The organism is Streptomyces ziwulingensis (assembly GCF_039542605.1).
Lineage (GTDB): Bacteria > Actinomycetota > Actinomycetes > Streptomycetales > Streptomycetaceae > Streptomyces > Streptomyces ziwulingensis.
Genome location: NZ_BAABIG010000019.1, coordinates 16,529 through 40,731, shown reverse-complemented (window position 1 = coordinate 40,731; position 24,203 = coordinate 16,529). Strand labels below are relative to the sequence as shown.

Below are 24,203 nucleotides of genomic sequence, written 5' to 3'. Positions count from 1 at the left end.
GTATGACGACTGGCGCTCATACCTCCGCCTCCCCCGCCCGGCCCCGGCGTTCCCGGCTGCGTACGTTCCTGCCGTTGGGCGTCGCCGTGTGGTTCGTGCTGGAGATCTGGCTGCTGACCCTGGTGGCGGGGGCGTCGGGTGGCCTCGTGGTCCTCCTGGTCCTGCTGGCGGGCCTCGTCCTCGGCTCCGTGGTCATCAAGCGCGCGGGCCGCCGCGCCTTCCGGAACCTGACGCGCACGCTGCAACAGCGGCAGGCCGGCGAGACACCCCCGGACCGGCCGAACAGCGAGGGTAACGGCCTGATGATGCTGGGCGGCCTGCTCCTGATCATCCCCGGTGTGCTGTCGGACGCGCTGGGCCTGCTCCTGCTGCTGCCCCCGGTCCAGAAGGCCGTCAGCCGCTCCGCCGAGCGCACCGTCGAGCGCAGGCTGCGCGAGGCCGGCCCCGGCACTCTGGGTGACGCCTTCCGGCAGGCCCGCATGCGCCGTCCCGACGGCAGGGTGGTCCAGGGCGAGGTCATCAGGGAGGACGGCCACGCCGCCGACGCTCCCCGGGACCCGCGCCCGCCCCTGACGCGCTGAGCCGCACCGGGCCACCGGGGCCCATCGGGTCCACCGGAACGGAGAAAACCGCGGGCGCCGTACTCACGTACGGCGCCCGCGGTTACTCTCGCTGTTCGCTACTTGTCGCTCTCGTGCGCTGAATGCTCGCTCAAGACCCCGCAGGGACTACGCACTCTTACGGCTGTCCCGCGGGTGTACCGCGATGTTCATCGCGCCGGAGCGCAGAACGGCCAGCCGCTCCGCCAGGACCTCTTCGAGTTCCTCGCGGGTGCGTCGCTCCATCAGCATGTCCCAGTGCGTACGCGCGGGCTTGGCCTTCTTTTCCTCAGGGCCGTCGCCGTCCACCAGGAGTGCCTGCGCCCCGCAGACCTTGCACTCCCACTCCGGCGGGATCTCCGCCTCGACCGAGAAGGGCATCTCGAACCGATGCCCCTTCTCGCATGCGTACTCCACGGCCTGGCGCGGGGCCAGGTCGATGCCGCGGTCCGTCTCGTAGCTGGTCACCACGAGGCGCGTGCCGCGAAGAGCTCGCTCACTCATGAATCGTGCCTCCCGGGCTTGTAGCCCACAGGACATGTGTCGCTGTCGTCGTCATCCGGTCAACGTCCGGTCGGCGGTAAAGATTCCCGTACCGGATGTCGTTACGGGGTCGTGCGTCGCCGTCGTATCCGCAGCCTTGTCAAGCAGTGCAGTACCCACCGGCGCCCGGTTTGTCACACCTGGTTCGCAGATGTGACACTGCGTTCCGGCACCTTTGACGCGCAGTAACGGTACGCCTGGCAGGCCAAAGGCGTACACTACCGCCCTTTCGCTCCGAGCGCTAAATCCTTTCGGGTACCGGGTTACCCGCGTCGCGGATCGCACGCCTCACCGGTACCCGCGCCAGGAGCAGGAAGCCCAGGACGAAGAAGACCACCAGCGAGACGATCGCGTCCCGGTAGCTCCCGGTGAGCTGGTAGGTGAGGCCGAAAAGCAGCGGCCCCAGCCAGCTCATGCCGCGGTCGCTGATCTCGTACGCCGAGAAGTACTCGGCTTCCTTGCCCGGCGGGACGAGGTGGGAGAAGAGGGAGCGGGAGAGGGCCTGGCTGCCGCCGAGGACCAGCCCGATCCCGGCGGCCAGGACGAAGAACCACCCGGGCGCGCCGGCCGGCAGGAAGTACCCCGCCGCCAGTGTGACCGTCCACGCGGCCAGCGAGCCGAGGATCGTGCGCTTGGCGCCGTACGCCCGGGCCAGCCGGCCCAGCAGCAGTGCGCCCGCCACCGCCAGCACCTGCACCAGCAGGACGGCGACGATGAGCGTGGACTGTCCGAGGCCCAGTTCCTCGGAGCCGTAGACGGACGCCTGGGAGATCACGGTCTGGATGCCGTCGTTGTAGACGAGGTAGGCCAGCAGGAAGGCCAGGGTCAGCGGGTGGCGCCGCATGTCGCGCAGCGTCGCCGCCACCTGGCGCGGACCGGGGGCGGCCGCCGCCCGCGCGGCGGTGCGGCGGTCGCGCAGCCGCCGCAGGGGGATGAGCGCGAAGGCGCCCCACCACAGGCCGGCCGAGGCCAGGCAGACCCGGACCGCCGCGCTCTCGGTGAGGCCGAAGGAGCCGTGCGCGGTGTACAGCACCAGGTCGGCCACGAGGACCAGCGCGCCCGCCGCGTAGCCGAAGGCCCAGCCCCGGGAGGAGGCCGCGTCGCGCTCCTCGGGCGGGGCGATCTGCGGCAGATAGGAGTTGTAGAGCATCATCGCCACGGACTGCGCCGCGTTGGCGATCACCAGGAGCAGGCCGCCCAGGAGGTACCGGTCGCCGTCCAGGAAGAACATGGCGGCCGTCGCCGCGGCCCCGGTGTAGGCCGCGGCGGCCAGCAAGGGCTTCTTGCGCCCCGTACGGTCGGCCGCGGCGCCCACCAGGGGCATCACCAGCACCGCCACGATCACCGACAGGGAGACCGAGTACGCGAAGAACGACCCGGCGCGCACGGGTAGGCCCAGCGGGTGGACGTACCCGTCCGCGCCCGCGGCGGACTCGGCGACCGAGGTCAGATAGGGGCCGAGGAACACGGTGAGCACGCTCGTCGAGTAGACCGAGCACGCCCAGTCGTACATGTACCAGCCACGCTGCTCGCGCCGGCGCCCGGCGGCTCCGCCGACCGCCTCCGTCCGCACGGTGTCGATGCCCACGCGTGCCCCGCCTCCCCAGAACGCGCGCCGCCCCGGACCCGGCGCGCCGGGCTCAGACCCAGACGCCGCGCTCCTCCATGACCTTGCGCAACGTGTCGATGTGATCGGTCATGATGCCATCCACGCCGAGGTCGAGGAGCCGGTGCATGCGGTCGGGTTCGTTCACGGTCCACACGTGCACCTGGAGTCCGCGCGTGTGGGCGGCGCGCACGAAACGGCGGTCCACCACGGGGACGCCCGCGTGCGACTCGGGCACCTGGGCGGCCACCGCCCCGGCGCTCACCGAGGCCGGCAGACCCCAGGAACGCAGCCGCAGACCGAGGACGCCCCGGGTGCCGTAGGAGGTGGCCAGGCGCGGCCCGGCCAGCCGCCGCGCACGCGCGAGACGTGCCTCGGAGAACGAGCCGAGGCAGATCCGGTCCCAGGAGGCGGTGCGCTCCACGAGGTCCAGGAAAGGCAGGAGGGCCGGTTCCGCCTTGACGTCGACGTTCCAGCGGGTTTCGGGGAACGTCTCCAGCAGTTCCTCGAGGAGCGGCAGCGGCTCGGCGGCCGCCACGCGCGCGTGGCGCACCTCTTCCCACGGCAGGTCCGCGATCCGGCCGTGCCCGTCCGTGACCCGGTCCAGCGTCGCGTCGTGGAAGGCGACGAGACGGCCGTCCCGGGTGGCGTGCACATCGGTCTCCAGATACCGGTACCCCGCCCCGACCGCCCGCCGGAACTGGCGGAGCGTGTTCTCCAGGCCGTCCGCCGCGCCGCCCCGGTGGGCGAAGGCGAGCGGACCGGGGTGGTCGAGGTAGGGGTGGCGTATCGGCGTGGTCACGGGCGCAGTATCGCCGGGCCGGATCGACCGGCGGCGACCACCGTGCTTCCGGCGGATGCCGGCGGGACGGCGAACATCCGCAGGAACATCTGGGCGAGCGGGCCGATGGCCAGCGCGTAGAGCACGGTGCCGACGCCGACCGTGCCGCCGAGGACGAAGCCCGTCGCCACCACCGCGACCTCCAGCGTCGTACGCACCAGGCGCACCGACAGCCCCGTGCGCCGGTTCAGCCCCGTCATCAGTCCGTCGCGCGGACCCGGGCCGAACCGCGCCGCGAGGTACAGGCCGGTCGCCGCGCCGTTCAGGACGATCCCCGCGACCAGCAGTGTCACGCGCGGCGCCGGGCCGTGGGCGTCCGGCAGCACCGTCAGCGTCGCGTCCATCGCCGCCCCGATCACCAGGACGTTGGAGACGGTGCCCAGGCCGGGCCGCTGGCGCAGCGGGATCCAGAGCAGCAGGACGGCCGCGCCGACCAGGGTCAGCACCACACCCATCGACAGGCCGGTCAGCTCCGCCAGGCCCTGGTGCAGCACGTTCCACGGCTCCAGGCCGAGGCCGGAGCGGACCAGCAGCGCGGAGCTGAACCCGTAGAGCGCGAGACCGCCGTAGAGCTGCAGGAGGCGCCGGGTGAGGTGGTCGGTCCGTGGGGTGGGGCGGTCCGTGCGCAGGGTGGGGCCCGTGCGGTGGGTGGGGCGGTCGGGTTCCGGAAGAAGTTCCGGCGTGGACTGCTGTCGCGCGGACAAGTTGGGTCCCCTTGTGGTCATAGTGGCCTGACACATGACACCCTGTGGCGTGGCAGGAGGAGCCATCCATGGCCAATTCCGAGAAGGTGGACCGATTTCAGTGACGCAGTGGACCTCGGCCGTGGGGGCCGCGCAACTCGCCCGGCTGCTGGGCTCCCAGCAGGACCGCCCCGCCGGACCCGGCACCCGCCGTCCGCCGGCCTATCGCGCGCTCGCCGACGGCGTCCGGCTGCTCGTGCTCGAAGGGCGCGTACCGGTCGCCGCCCGGCTGCCCGCCGAACGGGAGCTGGCCCTCGCCCTGTCCGTCAGCCGCACCACGGTCGCCGCCGCCTACGAGGCACTGCGCGCCGAGGGATTCCTGGAGTCCCGGCGCGGCGCGGGAAGCTGGACCGCCGTCCCGGCCGGCAACCCGGTCCCGGCCCGCGGTCTGGAGCCGCTCCCGCCCGAGGCGCTCGGCTCGGTGATCGACCTGGGCTGTGCGGCGCTCCCGGCCCCCGAGCCGTGGCTGACCCGCGCGGTGCGAGGGGCCCTGGAGGAGCTGCCGCCGTACGCGCACACGCACGGCGACTACCCGGCCGGCCTGACCGCGCTGCGCGCGACGATCGCCGACCGCTACACCGCGCGTGGCATCCCGACCATGCCCGAGCAGATCATGGTGACCACCGGCGCGATGGGCGCGATCGACGCGATCTGTCACCTGTTCTCAGGCCGCGGCGAGCGCATCGCCGTCGAGTCGCCCTCGTACGCCAACATCCTGCAGCTCATGCGCGAGGCGGGGGCCCGGCTGGTGCCCGTGGCCATGGCCGACGGGCTGACCGGCTGGGACGTGGAGCGCTGGCGGCAGGTGCTGCGGGAGGCCGCGCCCCGCCTCGCCTACGTCGTCGCCGACTTCCACAACCCCACGGGCGCGCTCGCCGACGAGGACCAGCGGCGGCGGCTGGTCGAGGCGGCCCGGTCGGCCGGGACGGTGGTCGTGGCCGACGAGACGATGAGCGAGCTGTGGCTGGACGAGGACGTGGCGATGCCGCCCCCCGTGTGCGCGTTCGACCCGGCCGGGTCGACCGTCGTCACCGTCGGCTCGGCGAGCAAGGCGTTCTGGGCGGGGATGCGCATCGGCTGGGTCCGGGCGGCGCCCGATGTGATCCGCAGCCTGGTCGCCGCGCGTGCCTACGCCGACCTGGGCACCCCGGTGCTGGAGCAACTGGCGGTGAACTGGCTGTTCGGCACCGGCGGCTGGGAACACGCCGTCGAGCTGCGGCGCGGGCAGGCGCGGGAGAACCGGGACGCGCTGGTGGCCGCGGTGCGGCGGGAGCTGCCCGACTGGGAGTTCGAGGTGCCGCGGGGCGGGCTCACCCTCTGGGTGCGCACCGGTGGCCTGTCGGGGTCCCGGCTCGCCGAGGCGGGGGAGCGCGTGGGGGTGCGGGTGCCGTCCGGTCCCCGGTTCGGGGTGGACGGGGCCTTCGAGGGCTATGTGCGGCTGCCGTTCACGGTCGGCGGCGCGGTGGCCCAGGAGGCCGCGGTGCGGCTGGCCGCGGCGGCGCGGCTGGTCGAGAGCGGACGCGTAGGCTCCGGTCCGGCCGAGGGGCTGCGGACGTTCGTGGCGTGAGACGCCCGTCCCGGGGCGAGGGGTGTGATGGACGGCGCCCCGCTCCGGTGCAGGGAGCGCCGTCGACCGGGGCTGCTGGTCGGTGGTCGGCCGAGGCTACGGTTTGATCAGCGTGGGGACCGATTTCTTGTGCTTCGGCTGCGGTCCGTCCAGCGTCGGGACCGGCTCCCGGGGCGTGGGCCGCGGCCCGTCGAGGGTGGGGACGGGCGCGGAGACCGCGGCCGTCGGCGCGGCCGGAACCGCCTCGGGCACCGTCGCCGCCAAAACGGTCTCCTCCCCCGCGGGGGAGGGCTCGTCCAGGTCCAGGTCCCGGTCCGAGGGGCCCGCCGGGGCGTCCCCACCGCCCGGTTCGCTCGGATCGCCAGGATCACCCGGGACGTGTTCCCCGTCCGCCGGGGTGGTGCGGGGCGGCAGCAGCTCCAGGACCTTCTGCCGCAGCGCGTCGGTCGTGGCGTCGTCGTAGGGGTCCGGGGTGGCCGGCACCTGGAGGCGGAGCACCGGGCCCGTGCCCAGCCGGGCATGACCGCGGCCGGGCGGGAGCTGGTCGCCGGGCGTGGTGGACGGGGGAGCGCCGAGCACGCCGGCCAGTTCGTCCGCACCGGCCGGTCCGAGCACCACACGCGCGCGCGTGTGCTGCCGTACGGCCTCGCTGAGGGCGTCGACGGCGTCGAGCTGTTCGGCGACGACCACCGTGACGAGCGCCGCGCGTCCGTGCCGCAGCGGAATCTGCAGCAGGGCCTGCGGGTCCTTGCGGCCGTCCGCGTCCGCCAGGTGGGTGAAGGCGGTCGGCCGGTCCAGGAGGACCCACAGGGGACGCCGGGTGTCGTCCGGCGGCGGCCGGCCCTCCTGCCGGGCGTGGTTCACGGCGATCAGCCGCCGTTCCGTCTCCTGGGCGGCCCACTCCAGGCCGGCCACCGCCCCGGAGAGCCCGCACTCGACCGCCAGGACGCCGTCGCGTCCGGTCAGACAGGCGTACTCGCCGGTGCCGCCGCCGTCGACGACCACCAGGTCGCCGCCGTGGTGCAGGGCCTGGAGGGCGATCGAGCGCAGCAGCGTCGAGGTGCCGGTGCCCGGCCGGCCGAGGACCAGCAGGTGCGGCTCGGTGGAGCGGACGCCGGTGCGCCAGACGACCGGCGGCACGTCCCGCCGCTCCTCGCCGTGGGTCAGCGGAAGAGTGCGCTGCACCTGCGTGGGGTCGGTCAGGCCGAGGACCGTCTCACCGGGCGCCGTGACGAACCGCTGGGCGGCGACGTCCGTGGGCAGCGGCGCGAGGACGGTCAGGGTGAGGTGGTTGGCCTCCCCGTCCCACCCGAAGTGGTACTCGCGGCCCCGGCCCGCCTTGGCCGTGAGCAGGTGCTCGATCCGGGCGCGCGAGGCGGCCTCGCCGTCCTTGAAGTAGGCCGGGTAATGGATCACCAGACGGGAGAAGCGGCCGGTGTCGTCGAACTCATAGGCCGGGAACGCCTTCTCCCAGGAGCCGCCGTGGGTGTACAGCGGGTCGGGGTCCTCGGCGAGGAAGAAGTACGGGACCAGGGCCTCGTAGAGCGCGGTGAGGCGCTGCGCCCCGGAGTCGCCGGGGCCCTCGGGCTCCCGCGGCGGCCGGTCGCGGCCGTGCCAGGCCGCCGCCGCCATCAGCGCGACGGCGGCGAGCAGCGGGCCGTACGGCATCAGGGCCACGACCAGGAGCACCGAGGCGACCAGGAAGAGCAGCGCGCCGCGCCGTTCCCTCGGCGTCCCGGTCCATCTGCGCCGGGCGGCCGAGGCCATCCGGCGCAGGCCGCGGGCGATCGTGATCAGCGGCTGGAGGACGTCGGTGGCGCTGTCGGACGCCGTCCGGGCCAGCTCCCGGCTTCGGGCGAGCCGCGCGCCGCCGTTGCTCAGAATGCGGGGGAGGGGGCGCCGGGCCACTGCTGCCTCCTGAGGGTGCTCACAGGGATGAGGGCGATCAGAACTTGAGGCCGCCGAGGAGCCCGGCGAGGCTCTCGCCGCCCGCCTTGATGCTCGGCGCGATGGCGGTGCTGGCCAGGTAGAAACCGAACAGCATGGCGACCACCGCGTGCGACGCCTTCAGGCCGTCCTTGCGGAAGAAGATGAAGACGACGATGCCGAGCAGGACCACGCCTGAGATCGAGAGGATCATGTGAGTTCTCCTGGTTTGCGGGGACAGTCACCATGAGTACTTCCAGGATCACAGGATGTGTCTATACGATAAAAGGTGCAACTGGGTGGAAAAAGGACGTTTAACGCCACCTGGTGGAGCAGTCCTTGAGCCGGTCGAGCCGGGTGGTCGCCTCCCGCGGTGGCCGCAATGATCCCTACCGCGGTCGCGTCGGGTCATGTGCCGCACGAGCCAGTACCCTGGCGATTCACTCGCACGGCCGCACCGCTCGCGGACGTGCGCCACGATTCCCCAGCGTTCGTACGTTCGTAGTGACGCGTAGTTGAGAGGCGGTCCGGCCGATGACCGACACCCCCGACCCCGAGGTCGTGGAGCTGGCGACCAAGATCTTCGACCTGGCCCGGCAGGGGCGGACGGAGCCCCTCGTGGCGTATGTGGACGCGGGGGTCCCGGCCGACCTCACCAACGACCGCGGCGACTCCCTCGTGATGCTCGCCGCCTACCACGGCCACCCCGACGCGGTCCGGGCCCTGCTGGCCCGCGGCGCCGACGCCGACCGGATCAACGACCGCGGCCAGACCCCGCTCGCCGGCGCCGTCTTCAAGGGCGAGACCGAGGTGATCGAGGCCCTCCTGGAGGCCGGCGCGAACCCCGCGGCGGGTACCCCCTCGGCCGTCGACACCGCTCGCATGTTTGAACGGACGGAGCTGCTGAAGCTGTTCGGCGCGCAGTGACCCGGAGGGCGATCACGACCTCCCGGCCCGGCATCGACCAGGCGTCGAGCACGCGGTGACCGGGCGGTGACCGGGCAGGGCGGGGAAAACGGGGGAGGCGGTGCGGGGCCGCCGAAATTTCGGTCGCGGTGGGACGAAGCGCCGGGTCATCATGACGACGTGGTTCACGGTCGTGACGGCAGGGCAGAAGCTGCCGCACCGCGCGGGCCGTGACCCCGGTCCGCAAGGGCCACCGACGAGAGGCAGAGAGAAATGGTCTTCGGCAAGCAAGAGACGGTGGACGCTCCGACGTGTTGTCACGCGGGCGGATAACGCGTGTTCACCGGTTGCGTCGACGCTTGATGTGAGGCTGTTTCCCATGTTCGATCCGGTCATAGCGCCCAGCGGTACGCTGCTCGGCCTGCTTCAGCGGGGTCGCGGCGACGGCACGCTGCACGCGCTCACCGCGCCGCGTGCCGAAGCGCTCGCGGCCCTGCACCACTGCGTGCTCCGGGATCCCCGCCACGACTGGCAGGTGGAGAACCGCTCCCTCTACTACGCCCGTCTCTTCCTCGACCTCGACGGTGGCCTCGACACCATCGAGGCCCACCTCTTCGACGCCGCGGACGTCCTCGACGGCGAGGAGTCCCGCACCGGGCTCGCCCTGGCGGTCCTCGGCCACCTCGCCTCCTACGGCCGGCGGGACGCGCTGCCGCTGCTGCGCAGGTACGCCGCCCACGGCTCGAACTGGGCCTGGGCCCTGGACGAGCTGGCGCTGCGGGACGACGACGCCGGGCTGCGCGCCCTCGCCGAACCCGTCCTCGCGCGCTTCCCCACCGACCCGCGGGGCGAGGCGGAACTCGCCGTCGCCGTACGCGACGCCTTCGAGCCGAGGCCCTGGCGGCTGTGGGCCGACGATCCGCGCCCGGCGATCGCCGCGCGTGTGCGTGCCGCCCGGGAGACCGGCTCCTTCGACCGCTGGCAGCGGCAGATGCGACCCGCCGGACCCCGCCCGGGGTGGAGCGTGCGGGCCGTCTTCGACTGGGCCCAGCAGGGCCTGGACCGCGGCTCCGCGCTGCACGTACCGGCCGCCCGATGCCTGACGGCCGTCGCCGGTCCCGACGACCGGGCCGAGATCGTCGAGGCCGCCCGGTCCGGCACCGACGGCGCCCGCTGCACGGCCCTGCGCTATCTCGCCGACGGCAACGACCCCGAGGCCCTCGGCCTCATCGAGAACGCCGCCGCCACCGGTTCCACGGTGGTGGCGGAGGCCGCCGTCGATGCCTTCGAACGCATGCGCGGGCCTGCCGCCGTGGAGCGGGCGCGCCGCTGGGCCCGCCGGCCCGACCCCCTGGGCGCCGCCGCCGGACGCGTCCTCGCCTGCCGGGGCTCCACCCGCGACACCGACCTCGTCCTCGCGGCGCTGCGCGAGGCGGTCCGCGGCGAGGGGCCGGACGCGCCCACGCTGTGGACCCTGGTCGACGGCACCGGACGGCTCGGCATCGTCTGCGCCGCGCCCGTGCTGCGGCACATCTACCGCGAGACCGCCTCCTCCCACCTGCGCGGCCGGGCCGCGCGGGCACTGGCGGCCACCGACCCCTCCTTCGCCGCGGGTTTCGCCGTGGAGTGCCTGTGGGACTGCGAGGAGACCACCCGCGAAGTCGCCGCCCGGCACGCCGAGACCGGTGACAACCGCGTGGTCGAGCGGCTGCGCAGGCTCGCCGCCGACCCCGCGGAGGAGGCCGAGGTGCAGACGGCGGTACGGAGCCGGTTCGGACCGGACGCCTCCGCGGTGTGAGCGGGCGGCGACACCGAAGCCGGACGCGCCGGGCGCGCGAGCGGGCGGGAAGGCGATGCGGCCGCGTCGGGGCGCGCCGTGCGGGCGGGCGTGAGCGGGGGAGTGCGCGGGGATTGCGCCGGGTCGGCCGGGGGCTCACGGGAACGCCGGGCCGGCCGGAGGTTCACGTCCGGCGAGGCGGACCCGCGCGCGCTGTGTGAACGAGGGGTGACCCGCGGGGCAGCCGGGCGTGGACACCGGCCGACCTGCTCGGGTGGGCAGTTCAACGCTCATGGGCCGTTCCTCGGCCGGACAGATCCACGTCGACGCGACCACGTCCAGCCCGGCGACAACACCGGTATGCGTGTCGTCATCGTGACCGAATCCTTTCCCCCCGATGTGAACGGCGTGGCCCACTGCGCGCTCCAGACCGCCCGGCACCTCGTCGATCGCGGTCACGCTCCCCTCGTCGTCGCCCCGGCCCCGGCACCCGGCAACAAGCCCGACGCCGACGCCCCGTGCCCGGTCGTCCACGTCCCCTCCCTCCCGCTCCCCGGCTACCCCCAGGTCCGGGTCGCCCTCCCCAGCAGGCGCCTGGCCGCCGCGCTCACCGACCACCGCGCGGACGTCGTCCACCTGGCCAGCCCCTTCGTCCTCGGCGTCCGCGGCATGGCCGCCGCCGCCCGGCTCGGCGTGCCCGCCGTGGCCGTCTACCAGACCGACCTCGCCGGCTACGCCCGTACGTACATGGGTGCCGGGGAGGCGACGGCCTGGCGGCGCATCCGCTCCGTGCACTCCGCCGCCGACCTCACCCTCGCCCCGTCCAGCGCCGCGCTGAACGACCTGCGCGCCCACGGCGTGCCCCGCGTGACGCTCTGGCCGCGCGGCGTGGAATCCACCCGCTTCCGGCCCGGCCTGCGCGACGAGGCACTGCGCCGGGAACTCGCCCCGAACGGCGAACTGATCGTCGGCTACGTCGGACGGCTCGCCCCCGAGAAGCACGTCGAGGTGCTGGCCGAGGTCTGCCGCCTGGCCGGCGTGCGCGTCGTGATCGTCGGCGACGGGCCCAGCCGGACCGGCCTGGAGCAGGTGCTGCCGGGGGCGGTCTTCGCGGGCCGCCGCACCGGTGCCGACCTGGCCCGCTACTTCGCCTCCCTGGACGTCTTCGCCCACACCGGGCCCTTCGAGACGTTCTGCCAGACCGTGCAGGAGGCCATGGCCAGCGGCGTGCCGGTCGTCGCGCCCGCCGCGGGCGGCCCCCTGGACCTGGTCGACCACGGCCGCACCGGGCTGCTGGTGCCACCGGACGACCCCGGCGCCCTGCGGGACGCGGTGCGGGCGCTGGCCTGCGACCCCGAGTTGCGCGCCGCCTACGGGACCGCCGCACGCGCGGCCGTCGAGGGACGCACCTGGGCGGCCGTCGGCGACCGGCTGATCGAGCACTACACGGACGTACTGGCCGGACGCAGGGCGGTGCTGGCGGCATGAGCGCACTTCGGATCGTCCGGCTCGCCAACTTCGTCACCCCGGCCTCCGGCGGCCTGCGCACGGCGCTGCGCGAGCTGGGCAAGGGGTACCTGGCGGCCGGGCACGAACCCGTCCTCGTGATCCCCGGGCAGTACGCGAGCGACCGCGAGACCGAGCAGGGCCGGGTGATCACCGTGCCCGGCCCGCTGCTGCCCGGCACCGGCGGCTACCGCGTCCTGACCGCCGGGCGACGCGTCGCCGCACTGCTGGAGGAACTGGCCCCCGACCGGCTGGAGGTGTCCGACCGCACGACACTGCGCTGGACCGGCAAGTGGGCCCGGCGGGCCCGGGTGCCCGCGGTGATGGTCTCCCACGAGACCGCCGACGGGGTGCTGCGCACCTGGGGGCTGTCCGAGGAGGCCGCCCGGCGCACCGCCGACGCGCTGAACGTCCGTACCGCGCACACCTACGCACGCGTGGTGTGCACCACCGAGTTCGCCGAGCGGGAGTTCCTGCGGATCGGCGCCCGCAACGTCGTACGCGCCCCCCTGGGCGTCGACCTGGTCGCGCGGCATCCGGCACTGCGCGATCAGGCCGTGCGGGCGGCGCACGCGCGGGGGGCCGAGACGCTCCTGGTGATGTGTTCCCGGCTCTCCGTGGAGAAGCGGCCCGGGACGGCACTGGACGCCGTGGAGGCGCTGCGCCGGCGCGGCCGGCGGGTGGCCCTGGTGGTCGCGGGGGACGGGCCCCTGCGCTCCCGGCTCGAACAGCGGGCACGGGAGCGGGCACTGCCCGTCTCCTTCCTCGGGCACGTCCGCGACCCCGGCGTGCTCGGCGCGCTGCAGGCGTCCGCCGACGTGTGCCTGGCGCCGGGGCCGGCCGAGACGTTCGGGCTCGCCGCGCTGGAGGCGATGGCGTGCGGCACCCCTGTGGTGGCGAGCACGTCCTCGGCGCTGCCGGAGGTGATCGGCTCCGCCGGGGCCGTCGCCGCCGACCACGGGGAGGGGTTCGCCGACGCCGTCGACCTGCTGATGGCACGCGCGGAGACGGAACGCCGCCGGGCGGCACGCGCGCGTGCGGAGTGCTTCGGCTGGGACACGGCGGTGACCGCGTTCCTCGCGGCGCACGACGCGACGGCCGTGCGGCGTCCGCGTCCGGCCGTGCCGGAGGGCGTGTCCTGAGGCGGCTGCGGTTTGCGGCCCCCGGCGACTCGCTCACCGAGGGCATCGGCGGGCCCGAGTACCCGGCGCCCGCCCGCGCGGCGAGCCTGAGGTGGCCGGCGACCGCAGGCACCGGGTGGCCGGCCCGGCGCCGCACCGGCCTGTTGTCGCGGCTCCTGACGCCCGCCGCCGGCGAACCGCGTCACCCCGCGCGGGGGACGAGCGTCCGGCTCGACCCGCGCGCCGCCGCGGCGGTGCCGACGGCGCTCGCGGCCCCGCCGAGGGCCGACCACGCGGAGGCCGCCTGACCGGACGGGCGCGAAACGGCCCGGTGAGGTCCGGGCACCCCGCCGCCGCTCGGACACCCGGGCCCCGCACGCCGCCCGGCGGGTCACACCACGCGGTACTGCTCGTCGCGCGCGTCGGTGAGGAACATCCGCCCCGGCGCGTGGGTGAGCGCGAACGGCGGACGCGAGGCCACCACCGCCGCCTGCGCGGTGACCCCGCACGCCCAGAACACCGGGATGTCGTCCGGTTCCGGCTCCACCGCGTCACCGAAGTCGGGGCGGGCCAGATCGGTGATGCCGAGCGCCGACGGGACGCCGCAGTGCACCGGGCCGCCGTGGACCGCCGGCAGCAGACTGGTCTCCCGGATCGCCGCCGACAGGTGCCGCGGCGGCACCTGACGCATCGACACCACCATCGGGCCGTGCAGCCGCCCGGCCGGACGGCACTGCCGGGAGGTGACGTACATCGGCACGTTGCGGCCCTGCTCCACATGGCGGATCGGGACGCCCGCCGCGCTCAGCGCCCACTCGAAGGTGAAACTGCACCCGATGAGGAACGACACCAGGTCGTCCCGCCAGTACGCGCGGGTGTCCGTCGGCTCCGCCACCAGCTCACCGTGGCGCCACACCCGGTAGCGCGGCAGGTCGGTGCGGAGGTCGGCCCCGTCGGCGAGCGGTGTCGTCCACGCTCCGGCGTCCGTCACGTCGAGCACCGGGCAGGCCCGCGGGTTGCGGGTGCAGAACAGCAGCATCTCGTAGGCCCAGTCGGCGGGCACCGAGATCAGGTTGGCCTGGGTGTGGCCGGCCGCGACGCCGGCCGTGGGGCCGCTCAGGCCCTCCCGGAAGCGCAGGCGGGCCGCCTCCGGTCGCCACGCGTGCGCACGGTCGTCGACGAGGGTGACCGCGCGGTCCTCCGTCGCCTGGTCGGTCCTGGTCATGCCAGCTCCTTTCCGCGCGTCTCGGGCAGTCCGAGCAGCGCCACCGCCGCGATGCCGTACCCGATCGCGCCGAAGACCAGTGCGCCGCCGACCCCCCAACTGCCGGCCAGGAAGCCAACCGTCGTGGGGAAGACGGCGCCCACCGCGCGTCCGGTGTTGTAGGTGAAGCCCTGGCCGGTGCCGCGCACCGCCGTCGGATACAGCTCGGCCAGGTAGGAGCCGAAGCCGCTGAAGATCGCCGACATGCAGAACCCGAGCGGGAAGCCGAGCACCAGCAGCAGGGTGTCGGCGCCGCCCGGGATGTTCGCGTACGCCAGGACGCAGACCGCCGACAGCAGGGCGAACAGCCAGATGTTGCGCCGGCGGCCCAGCCGGTCGGTGAGGTGACCCCCGGTCAGGTAGCCGAGGAAGGCGCCCGAGATGAGGAACGTCAGATAGCCGCCGGTGCCCACCACCGACAGGCCGCGTTCCTCCTTCAGATACGTCGGCACCCAGGTGGCGAGCGTGTAGTAGCCGCCCTGCACGCCCGTGGAGAGCAGCCCGGCGAAGAGCGTGGTGCGCAGCAGGCCCGGGGTGCCGGCCGTCCCCGTCGCGAAGATCGCCCGGAACGATCCCCGGTCGGCATCGTTCGCACGCGCGGCGCTCGCCTCGGGCGCGTCCCGCACGTTGCGCCGCACCCACAGGACGAACAGCGCGGGCAGCGCACCGGTCCAGAACATGATCCGCCAGGCCAGGTCCTCGTCGGCCACCGAGAACACCAGCGTGTACACGAGCGCGGCCAGCGCCCAGCCCACCGCCCAGGCACTCTGGACCGCGCCCAGCGTGCGGCCCCGGTGCTCGGCCCTCGCGTACTCGGCGACGAGGATCGCGCCGACCGCCCACTCGCCGCCGAAACCGAGGCCCTGAAGGGCCCGGAAGACCAGCAGCGTCTCGTAGTTCGGCGCGAAACCGCAGGCCACGGTGAACACGGCGTACGTGATCACTGTCAGGAGCAGGGCCTTGACCCGGCCGACCCGGTCCGCCAGCACGCCCGCGAGGGCGCCGCCGACCGCCGAGACGACCAGCGTGACGGTCGTGAACAGGCCGGTCTGGCCGCTGTCCAGGCCGAAGTACGCGGCCAGCGCGACCATGCTCAGCGGCAGCGTGAAGTAGTCGTAGGAGTCGAGGGCGTAGCCGCCGAACGCGCCGGCGAAGGCGCGGCGGCCCCGGGGCCCCAGGGCGCGCAGCCAGCCGGAGGCGCCGCTGTCGGCGGCGCTTTCACCGGTGCCGGGGCGGGGGTGCTGTGCGGCGGTCAGGGACCGCGGGGGTGGGGTCGTGCTCATGGGCACCTCGCAGAGGGAGGACGGAGGGTGCTTGCCGAGTGAGCCGGTCGGTGCGACAGCGGGCGGCGGCACGGTGAGCGCGGCAGCGCCGTGGTGGGGCACCGCCGGGGACAGCACCGCCGTGGGAAGCACCGTAGAGGATCGTTCAACGATTCCTCAATACCCCTGTTGTTTCGTTCTTCTGTCTGCGGTTGAATTCCGGGCATGGCAGACCAGCTCGCGCAACTCGCAGACGACCGGGCCCTGCTGGGGCGCACCAGCACCGCCGAGCGGGTCTCGGACATCCTCAGGAGCCGTATCGCCGACGGCTTCTTCCCGCCCGGCACCCGGCTGTCGGAGGACAGCATCGGAGGCGCGCTCGGCGTCTCCCGCAACACGCTGCGGGAGGCGTTCCGGCTGCTCACCCACGAGCGGCTGCTCGTCCACGAGCTGAACCGGGGCGTCTTCGTACGGGTGCTCACCGTCGACGACGTCGAGGACATCTACCGGACCCGGACCCTCGTCGAGTGCGCCGTGGTCCGCGGTCTGGGCGAGCCGCCGTACGCGCTGGACGCGCTCGCCGCGGCTGTCGAGGAGGGGCACGGGGCGGCCCGCGAGGGTGACTGGAAACGGGTGGGGACGGCCAACATCCACTTCCACCGGGAACTGGTGGCGCTGGCCGGCAGCGAGCGCACCGACGAGGTGATGCGCAGCGTCTTCGCCGAACTGCGCCTCGCCTTCCACGTGGTGGACGACGCGCACCGCCTGCACGAGCCGTACATCGCCCGCAACCAGGAGATCCTGCGGGCGCTGCGGACCGGCGAGCGGGGAGCCGCCGAGCAACTGCTCGCCGTGTACCTCGCCGACTCCCTGGAACGCGTCCTCGAGGTCTACCGGCGGCGGGTCGGCGCGGAGACGTAGGCGCGGAGGGGCGGACGCGGAGAAGCAGGCGCGGAGCCGCGGGCGTCCCGCACCCGGCGGGCGACGGCGTGGCGCGCCCTCACCCGGCCGCCGGGTGGGGGCGTCTGCGGTCGTTTGGGCCGATGTCAGACCTAGGACCTAGTCTGTGCACCGTGACTTCGCCTGCATCGACGGACAGCGTTCCGCCCCAGCTCAGCGCGGGGCCGCGCCCCGCGCCGGGCCCGGCCGCCGACGAGGGACTGGCGCGGCGGCTGCGCGCGCTCGCCTGCACCGCGCCGCTGCACGACCTCGACGTGCGCAAGGCGAATCTCGCGGGCGAGTACTCGGTCTACGGCATGGCGGAGGTCGCCCTCGCCGCCATCGACCTCGTCACCCTGAACATGGACTTCGACACGGGCGCGGACCACGACCAGATAGTGGCCAGGCTCGTCCCGCGCGTCGCCGCCCAGACCCCCGCCCGGCCCGCCGCCGAGCACGAGCGGGTGGCCCGCTGGGTCCTGGAGAACCTGATCAACGTGGGCAGTGTCGACCGCGGCTTCCGCGCGGTCTACGGCACCTTCGCCCCCGACGGCTCCTACGTCCGCCGGGACTACGACTTCAAGCTGATCGAGGAGGTCCCGGGCCCCGGCGGCACCGTCTACCTGCGCACCACCGACGAGGCGGTCAACGTCCTCGTCGGCGCTCTGGACACCGACGTCACCAGCGCCCAGATCGCCGCCGAGGTCAAGCTGGAGGCGCTGATCAGCCGCGGCCGGCTCGCCGACGCCCAGCTCGCCGCGGAACAGGCCCGGTACCGGACCGTGCAGTACTCGGAGACCCTCCGCCGGGCCCTGGACGCCACCCGGCGCAACGTCCGCGCGGTGGACTGGCTCCAGACCGTCCCCGACATGATCGCCGAGGCGCTCGACCACGTCGCCGACCGGTACCGCCACGAGAACGCGATCCTCACCAACATCCGCAAGGCCCGCGACGAGTCCGAGGAACCGGAGAACAAGCGCCGCGCGGCCGAACTCGTCGACATCGTCAAGGACTGCATCCGCCGGCACACCCAGCTCCAGTCCCGACTGCTGGAGGCCGGGCCGCTGTTCCGCGCCGAGCAGGACCGGCAGGCGTTCGCCGCTCCGCTAGCCACCAGCGGCATTGACCTCTACGGCCACCTCGTCGCGCCGGTCCTGCCGCTGCCCGTGGAGGAGGCGTCGCGCGTCACCGACGCCTGGTTCGCCCGCGGTACGGGCCTGCGCACGCCGGTCTCCGTCCGGGTCGGCGACCTCGTCGAGATCCTGCTGACGCCGCCCGTCGAGCGCGAACACCTGGGTGCGGAGATGCCGGAGCCGGACCTGATCGCGACCCCGGACGACAGCCGCTTCAGCGAGGCGCAGCTCGCCGCCGCCATGGAACTGCTCGACCTGCCGCACGACGCGCCGCGTCGGCTCTCCGGCCTGCTGGCCGACGCCCGCCGGCGCGACCGCGAGCTGCCGTACCTCGTCGCCCTGCTGGCGGTGCACGCCGCCAGCCCGCCGGTCGGCACGGCCTACCGGCAGGGTGAGGAGAAGCTGCTGTTCGCCGTGGACGACGGGACGGAGCTGGACGACGAGGAGTTCGGCGGCGCCGACCTCGTCGTGGGCACCGCCCTGCTGGACGCCGCCGGTATGGCGGCGGACCGGACGGAGGCGGCGTGAGGAGCGGTCCGGAGGGCCGGCGCGGGCCGGCGGCCCCCGGGCACCGGCAGCCCCCGGGAGACACCGAACGGAAGCGGCCCCGGCACCGGCACCACATGCACTCGCTCCTCCAGCCCCACCGGCACCAGTCCTTCCAGCCCCACCGGCACCAGTCCTTCCAGCACCAGTCCTTCCAGCCCCACCAGCACCCCCATCGGCACCAGCCCCTCCAGCCTCACCACCAGCCCCTCCAGCCCCACCACCAGCCCCTCCAGCCCCACCACCGGCACCAGCCCCACCACCGGCACCAGCACCAGCACCAGCACCAGCACCAGCACCAGCACCAGCATCGACCCCAGCGCATCGAGGAGCCCCGACCGTGACCGACCACGCCGACCGGAGCGAACCGGAGCCCGTGACGGCCGGGCCGGCCGCCGCGGCCGTCACGCCCGCCGACGCCGCCGACGCGGCCCGGCTCGTCGCCTTCGGCCTCCAGCCCAAAGCGCTCCCCGCCCGCGACCAGGAGTACGCCGACCTGCTGCGCCGCTACCGCGAGGACCCGGCGTTCGCCCGGCTCGCGGACGCCGTCGCCACCGGCCTCGGACTGATCGTGCTCGAAGTCTCCCCCCGCGCGGGGATGGCCGTGACCGCCGCCGAGGACTCCGTCTTCGCCGTCCGCATGGGCGACTACGCGCGCCGGGCCGCCTCCGACTCCGGCGACCGCTTCCTGCACGGACTGGCCCACCTCGCCGTCGCCGCCATGGCCTTCCCCCGCCCCGAGGACCTCGCCGACGACGGCTACATCGGCCGTGTCACCGTCAACGGGGTCGACGGCTTCGTCCGCCAGGCGTGCCGGCGCCTGGAGGAGCGCGCCGCCGAACAGGGCGAGAACACCGACCCCGCCAGCGACGCCCCCGGCCTGGAGGCGGCCTGGCGGATCTGGGCCAGACGCAGTGCCACCGGCGCCACCAAGGACGCCCGCCGCCTGCCCGGCTCGACCACCGGCATCATCGGCAAGGCGGTCGCCTTCCTCACCGAATCCGGCTTCCTCCAGCGCACCGGCGACGACCACGGCGGCACCTACCGCACCACCGCCCGCTACCAGCTCCAGGTCCGCGACCTGGCCGGCGCCGCCGCCCTGGCCGAACTGCTCGAACTGGGCGTCGTACCCGTCACCGACGGCACCCCCACCCTGCTCCCCGCCGAGGACACCGACGCCCTGGAACTGGTGGCCGACGCCGGGCTGCCGTTCCACTCCTCCTGACCGCCCCGCCCCCCCACCGACCTCACCGAGACTTACGAGAGTCCGCCATGTACGAGCTGTCCCGGGTCCGCCTCTACTCCATCGGACCCGCCGGTGCGCGCTACGCCGACACCGTGCTTGACCTGCGCGGCGTGGGCGACATCGTGCCCAACCCCGCGCCCACGCAGGCGGAGTTCTTCGCGGCGGAGCCGGTCGGCCCGCCCCGTCGGCCCGCCCCCGCCGGCGTGCTCTTCCTGGAGAACGGCGGCGGCAAGTCCGTCCTGCTGAAGCTGATCTTCTCGGTGATGCTGCCCGGCCACCGCAACACCCTCGGCGGCGCCAGCTCCGGAGTGCTCCGCAAGTTCCTGCTCGCCGACGACTGCGGGCACGTGGCCCTGGAGTGGCAGCACGTCCAGACCGGCGAGTGCGTCGTCGTGGGCAAGGCCAGCGAGTGGCGCGGACGCCAGGTCTCCAATGACCCGAGGAAATTCGCCGAAGCCTGGTACTCCTTCCGGCCCGGCCCCGGACTCTCCCTGGACAACCTGCCGGTCGCGGAGTCCACCGCCGTCCGTCCGAGCGCCGAGGGCGCCTCCGGAGCACACGGCCGCCGGCGCACCATGAAGGGGTTCCGCGACGCGCTGACGGAGGCCGGGAAGGCGTACCCGCACCTGGAGGTGCACTGGGAGGAGATCCACGACCGCTGGATCGAACACCTCGGCGACCTCGGCCTCGATCCCGAACTCTTCCGCTACCAGCGCGAGATGAACGCCGACGAGGGCGAGGCGGCCGGCCTCTTCGCGGTCAAGAAGGACTCCGACTTCACCGACCTGCTGCTCCGGGCCGTCACCGACACCAGAGACACCGACGGACTCGCCGACCTCGTCGGCGGCTTCGGCAGCAAACTGGGCCGACGCGCCGAACTGATCGCCGAACGGGACTTCACCGCCGGCAGCGTCGACCTGCTCGGCCGGATCGTCGAGGCCGCCGACGCCCGCGCCCGCGCCCGCGACATCCACACCGCCGCCGAACGCCGCACCAGGAACCTCGCCCGCCGGCTCTCCGCGCGTGGCCTGGTGGAACGCTCCCGCGCCGCCGACCTGGCCCAGCGGGTCACCGGCACCGCCCACGACGTCACCCGCACCGAATCGATCCGGGAGCGCGGCGCCCTGGTCGCCGCCGAACTCGCCTACCGGCACGCCTCGCTGGCCCTCGCCGCCGCCGAGAAGTCCGCCGCCGCGCAGAAACGCGAGCTGGCCGACGCCCGCACCCTGCACTCGGCGTGGCAGGCCGCCGAGGCCGTACTGCGCCACCGCGCCGCCACCGACCGCGCCACCCGTGTCTCCGCCGCGATCCAGGAGGCGGAGCGGGACGCCGCCCCCGCCCTCGCTGCCCGCTCCAGGGCCGCCGTCGACCTGGTCCGCGCCCTGCACGCGGCGACCGGCAAGGCCGAGAGCCACGCCGACGAGGAGGAGGAGCGGTCCGCCGCCCTCCAGGAGATCGGCGACGTCGCCCACCGCGACTCCACCGCCGCCGCCACCGAGGCGCAGCGCGCCCGCAGCGAGGCCGGACACCTGCGGCAGCGGCTGACCGAGGTGGAGCAGGAGACCGCCGAGGCGGTGCGCGCCGGCTGGCTCGACGACAGCGCCCCCGACGCCGACCCCGCCCGCGCGGCCCTCGCCGCCAGCGACGCCGAGAAGACCACCGTCGCCGGCTGGGACACCGCCCGCGAAGCGGCCCGGCGGGCCACCGAGCACGCGCGTGAGGCGGCGGGCGCCGAGTCCCGCGCCGAACTGACGGCCGCCCGCGCGGCGGACGCCGCCACCGCCGCCACCCGCGCGTACGATGCCGAGCGCCGCACCGCCGAGTCCCTGGCGGCCGAGGAGCGCCTGACGGAACTGCTCGGCCTGGACCCCGGCACCCGGCCCGGTATCCCGCAGCCCCGCCAGGACGCCGACCACGACACCCGGGGCGAGACCGCCCCGGCCGGCGCGGCGGCACTCACCGCCGAGGAACTCGACCGGTTCGCCGAAGAGCTGCGGGAACTGCTGGACGGCTCCGTCACCTCCGCCGAACGCCAGCTCTTCGAGCTGCGCACCGCCGCCGCCGACGACGCCCGCATCCTCGGCGCGCTGGGCGACGGCGGGCTGCTGCCGCCCGGCCCCGACGTGCTGGCCACCGTGGAGTTCCTCGGCGAGCACGGCATCCCCGCGCTGCCCGGCTGGCGCTACCTCGCCCAGGCCGTCGACCCCGCCGACCACGCGCGTGTCCTGGCCGCCCGGCCCGAACTCGTCGACGGCGTGATCATCACCGATCCGGCCTCACACCTCCGCGCCCGCGAGGCCCTCGGCGAGGCCGCCCTGCTGCCGCGCTCCGCCGTCGCCGTCGGCACCGCCGCCGCCCTGCTCGCCCCCGCCCCGGCCGCGGGCTCCGGCGACGAGAGCGTCTTCCTCGTCCCGCCCAACCCCGCCATGCACGACGAACACGCCGCCGACGCGGAGCGGCAGACGCTGCGCGCCCGGGCGGCCGAACGGGACGAGGAGATCCGCGCGCTCGCCGCCCGCCTCGGCAAGGACCGCGAGCTGACCGCCCGCCTCGCCTCCTGGCGCACCGGCTGCCCGGCCGGGCGGCTCACCGAACTGGCCCGGCTCGCCGCGGCGGCGCACACCTTCGCCGAGGAGTCCGAGGCGGCACTGGCCGAGGCCCGCACCGCACGCGCGGAGGCCGAGGAGACCGCCGCCGAGGCAGTCCGGGTACGCGACGAACGGCAGGAGGCCGCGCAGCAGGCCCGCCGCGCCGCCGACGCCCTCGCCGGACTCGCCTTCCGGCTGCGCGAACGCGCCGGCTGGCAGGCGCGACTGCGGGAACTGGCCGACGAGGCGACCGAGGCCGAGGCCCGCGCCCAGGTCTGCCTGGACCGGGCCCGCGCCGCCGACGAGGACCGCCGCGCCGCCCAGCGCGCCGCCGACGACGCCCGCCGCACCGCCCGCGCGCTGCGCGCCGAGCGCTCCGAGATCGCCGGCGCCCCCGACGACGTACCGGAGGACGGCACGGAACCGCACCGGTCCTCGCTGCCCGCGCTCCGCGAGGCGTACCGGGCCGCCTCCCAGCTCTACGAGAAGGTCGGGGTGGACGCCGACCTCCGTGCCGAGCAGGCCCGCGCGGAGAGCGACGAGAGCGCGGCCCGCGCCGATCTGGACCGGCTCAGCAACAAGGTCCGCACCCGCGCCGAGCAGCTCCTCGAATCACCCGACGGCTCCGACGGACCCTCCCGGCAGGCCGCCGCGGCCCGCGCCGAGGAGCTGGTCCAGTTGCTGGAGAGCCGCGTGTCGACCGCGAGCGAGCAGCTCGGCCGGCTGCGCGGCGAGACGGAACGGCTCGCCCCCGAGGAGGCCGAGGCGCACACCGAGCTGCCCGAGGAACTGGTGCCGAAGGACGCCGAGCACGCCCAGACCCTGCTGCGCACGGCCACGACCGAACTGAACACCCGTACCGAGGCGCTGGCCCGGGCCCGCGAGGCGCACGCCGGACTGCTCCAGCAGCACCGCGCGGCCGAGGACGCGGCCGGCGGTTTCGACGAGATCGCCGCCCTGCTGCGCGACCTGCTGCGCGAGCACACCGCCGAGGACGAGCAGGAGGAGACCGAGCCGTACCCGGGCAGCCCGGAGGAGGCCAGGCAGGCCACCGCCGAGACCCGCCGGTCGCTGCGCGGCTGCTCCGCCGACCTGTCCGCCGCCGAGGCCGCCGTGCGCGAGACGAGCGACATCCTCGTCCGGCACGCCAACTCCACCCGCTACGAGCAGGTGCGCACCCCGGCCCGCCAGCAGATCCGCGAACTGCCCGCCGTCGCCCTGCCCGAGCACGCCCAGCGATGGGCGGACGCCTTCGCGCCCCGGCTGCGGGTGCTCACCGACGAACTGGCGCAACTGGAGCGCAACCGCGACTCGATCGTGGACCGCCTGCGCGGCCTGGTCGAGTCGGCGCTCGCCACGCTCCGCTCCGCCCAGCGGCTCTCCCGCCTCCCGGAAGGGCTCGGCGAGTGGTCCGGGCAGGAGTTCCTGCGCATCCGCTTCGAGGAACCCGACCAGGCCACCCTCACCGAGCGGCTCGGCGAGGTGATCGACGAGGCGACCCGGGCGGCCGTCAAGAAGAACTCCGACCTGCGGCGCGATGGCATGTCCCTGCTGCTGCGCGGCGTCGCCGCCGCCCTCCGGCCCAAGGGCATCGCCGTGGAGATCCTCAAGCCGGACGCGGTACTGCGCGCCGAACGCGTCCCCGTCGGGCAGATGGGCGACGTCTTCTCCGGCGGCCAGTTGCTCACCGCGGCCATCGCCCTGTACTGCACGATGGCCGCCCTGCGCAGCAACGACCGCGGCCGCGACCGGCACCGCCACGCCGGCACGCTCTTCCTCGACAACCCGATCGGCCGCGCCAACGCCACGTATCTGCTGGAACTGCAGCGGGCCGTCTCCGACGCCCTCGGCGTCCAGCTCCTCTACACCACCGGCCTCTTCGACACCACGGCGCTGGCCGAGTTCCCGCTGGTCATCCGGTTGCGCAACGACGCGGACCTGCGGGCCGGACTGAAGTACATCAGCGTGGAGGAGCACCTCAGGCCCGGACTTCCCCAGCAGGCCCCGGCCGGCGAGGGAGAGGAAGCGGTGCGCAGCGAGATCACCGCGACCCGGATGTTCAAGCGACCCAACTGACCACCCCGCGGCGG

18 protein-coding genes are annotated in these 24,203 nt (G+C 74.6%); 10 read left to right on the top strand and 8 right to left on the bottom strand.

The features are described 5' to 3' along the window. The first annotated feature begins 2 nt into the window (after positions 1-2). A complete protein-coding gene (gene fxsA / locus ABEB00_RS09250; protein ID WP_345618671.1) occupies positions 3-581 on the top strand; it encodes an FxsA family membrane protein in 579 nt (192 codons plus the stop codon). 147 nt (positions 582-728) lie between these two features. Here the strand turns inward: fxsA and ABEB00_RS09245 are convergent, their stop codons facing one another. The 4 genes from ABEB00_RS09245 to yczE all read right to left on the bottom strand — a co-directional run bounded on the left by ABEB00_RS09245 (position 729) and on the right by yczE (position 4,329). After that, positions 729-1,103 carry an RNA polymerase-binding protein RbpA gene (locus ABEB00_RS09245; RefSeq protein ID WP_030677841.1) on the bottom strand — a complete coding sequence of 125 codons (375 nt, stop codon included), beginning with the start codon at positions 1,101-1,103 and terminating at the stop codon, positions 729-731. A gap of 280 nt (positions 1,104-1,383) precedes the next feature. Then, a complete protein-coding gene (locus ABEB00_RS09240; protein ID WP_345618670.1) occupies positions 1,384-2,730 on the bottom strand; it encodes an MFS transporter in 1,347 nt (448 codons plus the stop codon). A gap of 52 nt (positions 2,731-2,782) precedes the next feature. Then, positions 2,783-3,550 carry a glycerophosphodiester phosphodiesterase family protein gene (locus tag ABEB00_RS09235; protein WP_345618667.1) on the bottom strand — a complete coding sequence of 256 codons (768 nt, stop codon included), beginning with the start codon at positions 3,548-3,550 and terminating at the stop codon, positions 2,783-2,785. Next, positions 3,547-4,329 carry a membrane protein YczE gene (gene yczE, locus ABEB00_RS09230; RefSeq protein ID WP_425586464.1) on the bottom strand — a complete coding sequence of 261 codons (783 nt, stop codon included), beginning with the start codon at positions 4,327-4,329 and terminating at the stop codon, positions 3,547-3,549. The genes ABEB00_RS09235 and yczE overlap by 4 nt, the downstream gene beginning before the upstream one ends. Before the next feature lie 64 nt (positions 4,330-4,393). Between yczE and ABEB00_RS09225 the strand changes: the two genes are divergently transcribed. After that, the gene (locus ABEB00_RS09225; protein ID WP_345618663.1) at positions 4,394-5,899 is read left to right on the top strand and encodes an SCO1417 family PLP biosynthesis transcription factor; all 1,506 of its coding nucleotides are present in this window, start codon (positions 4,394-4,396) and stop codon (positions 5,897-5,899) included. A 96-nt stretch (positions 5,900-5,995) separates the two neighbouring features. On the opposite strand, the gene ABEB00_RS09220 is transcribed toward ABEB00_RS09225, so the two are convergent. Further along, complete coding sequence (locus ABEB00_RS09220; RefSeq protein ID WP_345618661.1) at positions 5,996-7,807, bottom strand: ATP-binding cassette domain-containing protein; 1,812 nt, start codon at positions 7,805-7,807, stop codon at positions 5,996-5,998. A gap of 37 nt (positions 7,808-7,844) precedes the next feature. Continuing rightward, on the bottom strand, positions 7,845-8,039 hold the full coding sequence (locus ABEB00_RS09215; protein ID WP_345618659.1) for a hypothetical protein: 195 nt from the start codon (positions 8,037-8,039) through the stop codon (positions 7,845-7,847). A gap of 320 nt (positions 8,040-8,359) precedes the next feature. Between ABEB00_RS09215 and ABEB00_RS09210 the strand changes: the two genes are divergently transcribed. The 4 genes from ABEB00_RS09210 to ABEB00_RS09195 all read left to right on the top strand — a co-directional run bounded on the left by ABEB00_RS09210 (position 8,360) and on the right by ABEB00_RS09195 (position 13,156). Further along, on the top strand, positions 8,360-8,752 hold the full coding sequence (locus ABEB00_RS09210; RefSeq protein WP_345618657.1) for an ankyrin repeat domain-containing protein: 393 nt from the start codon (positions 8,360-8,362) through the stop codon (positions 8,750-8,752). A 358-nt stretch (positions 8,753-9,110) separates the two neighbouring features. Further along, complete coding sequence (locus ABEB00_RS09205; RefSeq protein ID WP_345618656.1) at positions 9,111-10,529, top strand: HEAT repeat domain-containing protein; 1,419 nt, start codon at positions 9,111-9,113, stop codon at positions 10,527-10,529. A 339-nt stretch (positions 10,530-10,868) separates the two neighbouring features. Next, positions 10,869-11,996 (top strand): glycosyltransferase family 4 protein, encoded by a 1,128-nt coding sequence (locus ABEB00_RS09200; RefSeq protein ID WP_345618655.1) that lies wholly within the window; start codon positions 10,869-10,871, stop codon positions 11,994-11,996. Further along, positions 11,993-13,156: a glycosyltransferase gene (locus ABEB00_RS09195; RefSeq protein WP_345618654.1), complete on the top strand. Its 1,164-nt coding sequence runs from the start codon at positions 11,993-11,995 to the stop codon at positions 13,154-13,156. Before ABEB00_RS09200 ends, ABEB00_RS09195 begins: the two co-directional genes overlap by 4 nt. 370 nt (positions 13,157-13,526) lie before the next feature. On the opposite strand, the gene ABEB00_RS09185 is transcribed toward ABEB00_RS09195, so the two are convergent. Both ABEB00_RS09185 and ABEB00_RS09180 read right to left on the bottom strand, forming a co-directional pair. After that, the gene (locus tag ABEB00_RS09185; RefSeq protein WP_345618653.1) at positions 13,527-14,360 is read right to left on the bottom strand and encodes a putative hydro-lyase; all 834 of its coding nucleotides are present in this window, start codon (positions 14,358-14,360) and stop codon (positions 13,527-13,529) included. Next, entirely contained in the window at positions 14,357-15,682 is a 1,326-nt protein-coding gene (locus ABEB00_RS09180) for an MFS transporter (protein WP_345618651.1), read from the bottom strand. Before ABEB00_RS09180 ends, ABEB00_RS09185 begins: the two co-directional genes overlap by 4 nt. 204 nt (positions 15,683-15,886) lie before the next feature. Between ABEB00_RS09180 and ABEB00_RS09175 the strand changes: the two genes are divergently transcribed. The 4 genes from ABEB00_RS09175 (at position 15,887) to ABEB00_RS09160 (ending at position 24,189) form a co-directional block, all read left to right on the top strand. After that, a complete protein-coding gene (locus ABEB00_RS09175) occupies positions 15,887-16,582 on the top strand; it encodes a GntR family transcriptional regulator (RefSeq protein WP_345618649.1) in 696 nt (231 codons plus the stop codon). A 152-nt stretch (positions 16,583-16,734) separates the two neighbouring features. Then, a complete protein-coding gene (locus tag ABEB00_RS09170) occupies positions 16,735-18,261 on the top strand; it encodes a hypothetical protein (RefSeq protein WP_345618648.1) in 1,527 nt (508 codons plus the stop codon). A 358-nt stretch (positions 18,262-18,619) separates the two neighbouring features. After that, positions 18,620-19,504, top strand: coding sequence for a hypothetical protein (locus ABEB00_RS09165; RefSeq protein WP_345618647.1), 885 nt, complete (start codon positions 18,620-18,622; stop codon positions 19,502-19,504). Positions 19,505-19,551: 47 nt separating this feature from the next. After that, positions 19,552-24,189 (top strand): hypothetical protein, encoded by a 4,638-nt coding sequence (locus ABEB00_RS09160; RefSeq protein ID WP_345618646.1) that lies wholly within the window; start codon positions 19,552-19,554, stop codon positions 24,187-24,189. The last annotated feature ends 14 nt before the right edge of the window (positions 24,190-24,203 follow it).

Excerpts from the sequence above, each read along its gene's own strand:
- fxsA (WP_345618671.1), top strand. The coding sequence starts at position 3 with ATGACGACTGGCGCTCATACCTCCGCCTCCCCCGCCCGGCCCCGGCGT.
- ABEB00_RS09245 (WP_030677841.1), bottom strand. The coding sequence starts at position 1,103 with ATGAGTGAGCGAGCTCTTCGCGGCACGCGCCTCGTGGTGACCAGCTAC.
- yczE (WP_425586464.1), bottom strand. The coding sequence starts at position 4,329 with ATGTGTCAGGCCACTATGACCACAAGGGGACCCAACTTGTCCGCGCGA.
- ABEB00_RS09215 (WP_345618659.1), bottom strand. The coding sequence starts at position 8,039 with ATGATCCTCTCGATCTCAGGCGTGGTCCTGCTCGGCATCGTCGTCTTC.
- ABEB00_RS09210 (WP_345618657.1), top strand. The coding sequence starts at position 8,360 with ATGACCGACACCCCCGACCCCGAGGTCGTGGAGCTGGCGACCAAGATC.
- ABEB00_RS09205 (WP_345618656.1), top strand. The coding sequence starts at position 9,111 with ATGTTCGATCCGGTCATAGCGCCCAGCGGTACGCTGCTCGGCCTGCTT.
- ABEB00_RS09200 (WP_345618655.1), top strand. The coding sequence starts at position 10,869 with ATGCGTGTCGTCATCGTGACCGAATCCTTTCCCCCCGATGTGAACGGC.
- ABEB00_RS09195 (WP_345618654.1), top strand. The coding sequence starts at position 11,993 with ATGAGCGCACTTCGGATCGTCCGGCTCGCCAACTTCGTCACCCCGGCC.
- ABEB00_RS09185 (WP_345618653.1), bottom strand. The coding sequence starts at position 14,360 with ATGACCAGGACCGACCAGGCGACGGAGGACCGCGCGGTCACCCTCGTC.
- ABEB00_RS09180 (WP_345618651.1), bottom strand. The coding sequence starts at position 15,682 with ATGAGCACGACCCCACCCCCGCGGTCCCTGACCGCCGCACAGCACCCC.
- ABEB00_RS09175 (WP_345618649.1), top strand. The coding sequence starts at position 15,887 with ATGGCAGACCAGCTCGCGCAACTCGCAGACGACCGGGCCCTGCTGGGG.
- ABEB00_RS09160 (WP_345618646.1), top strand. The coding sequence starts at position 19,552 with ATGTACGAGCTGTCCCGGGTCCGCCTCTACTCCATCGGACCCGCCGGT.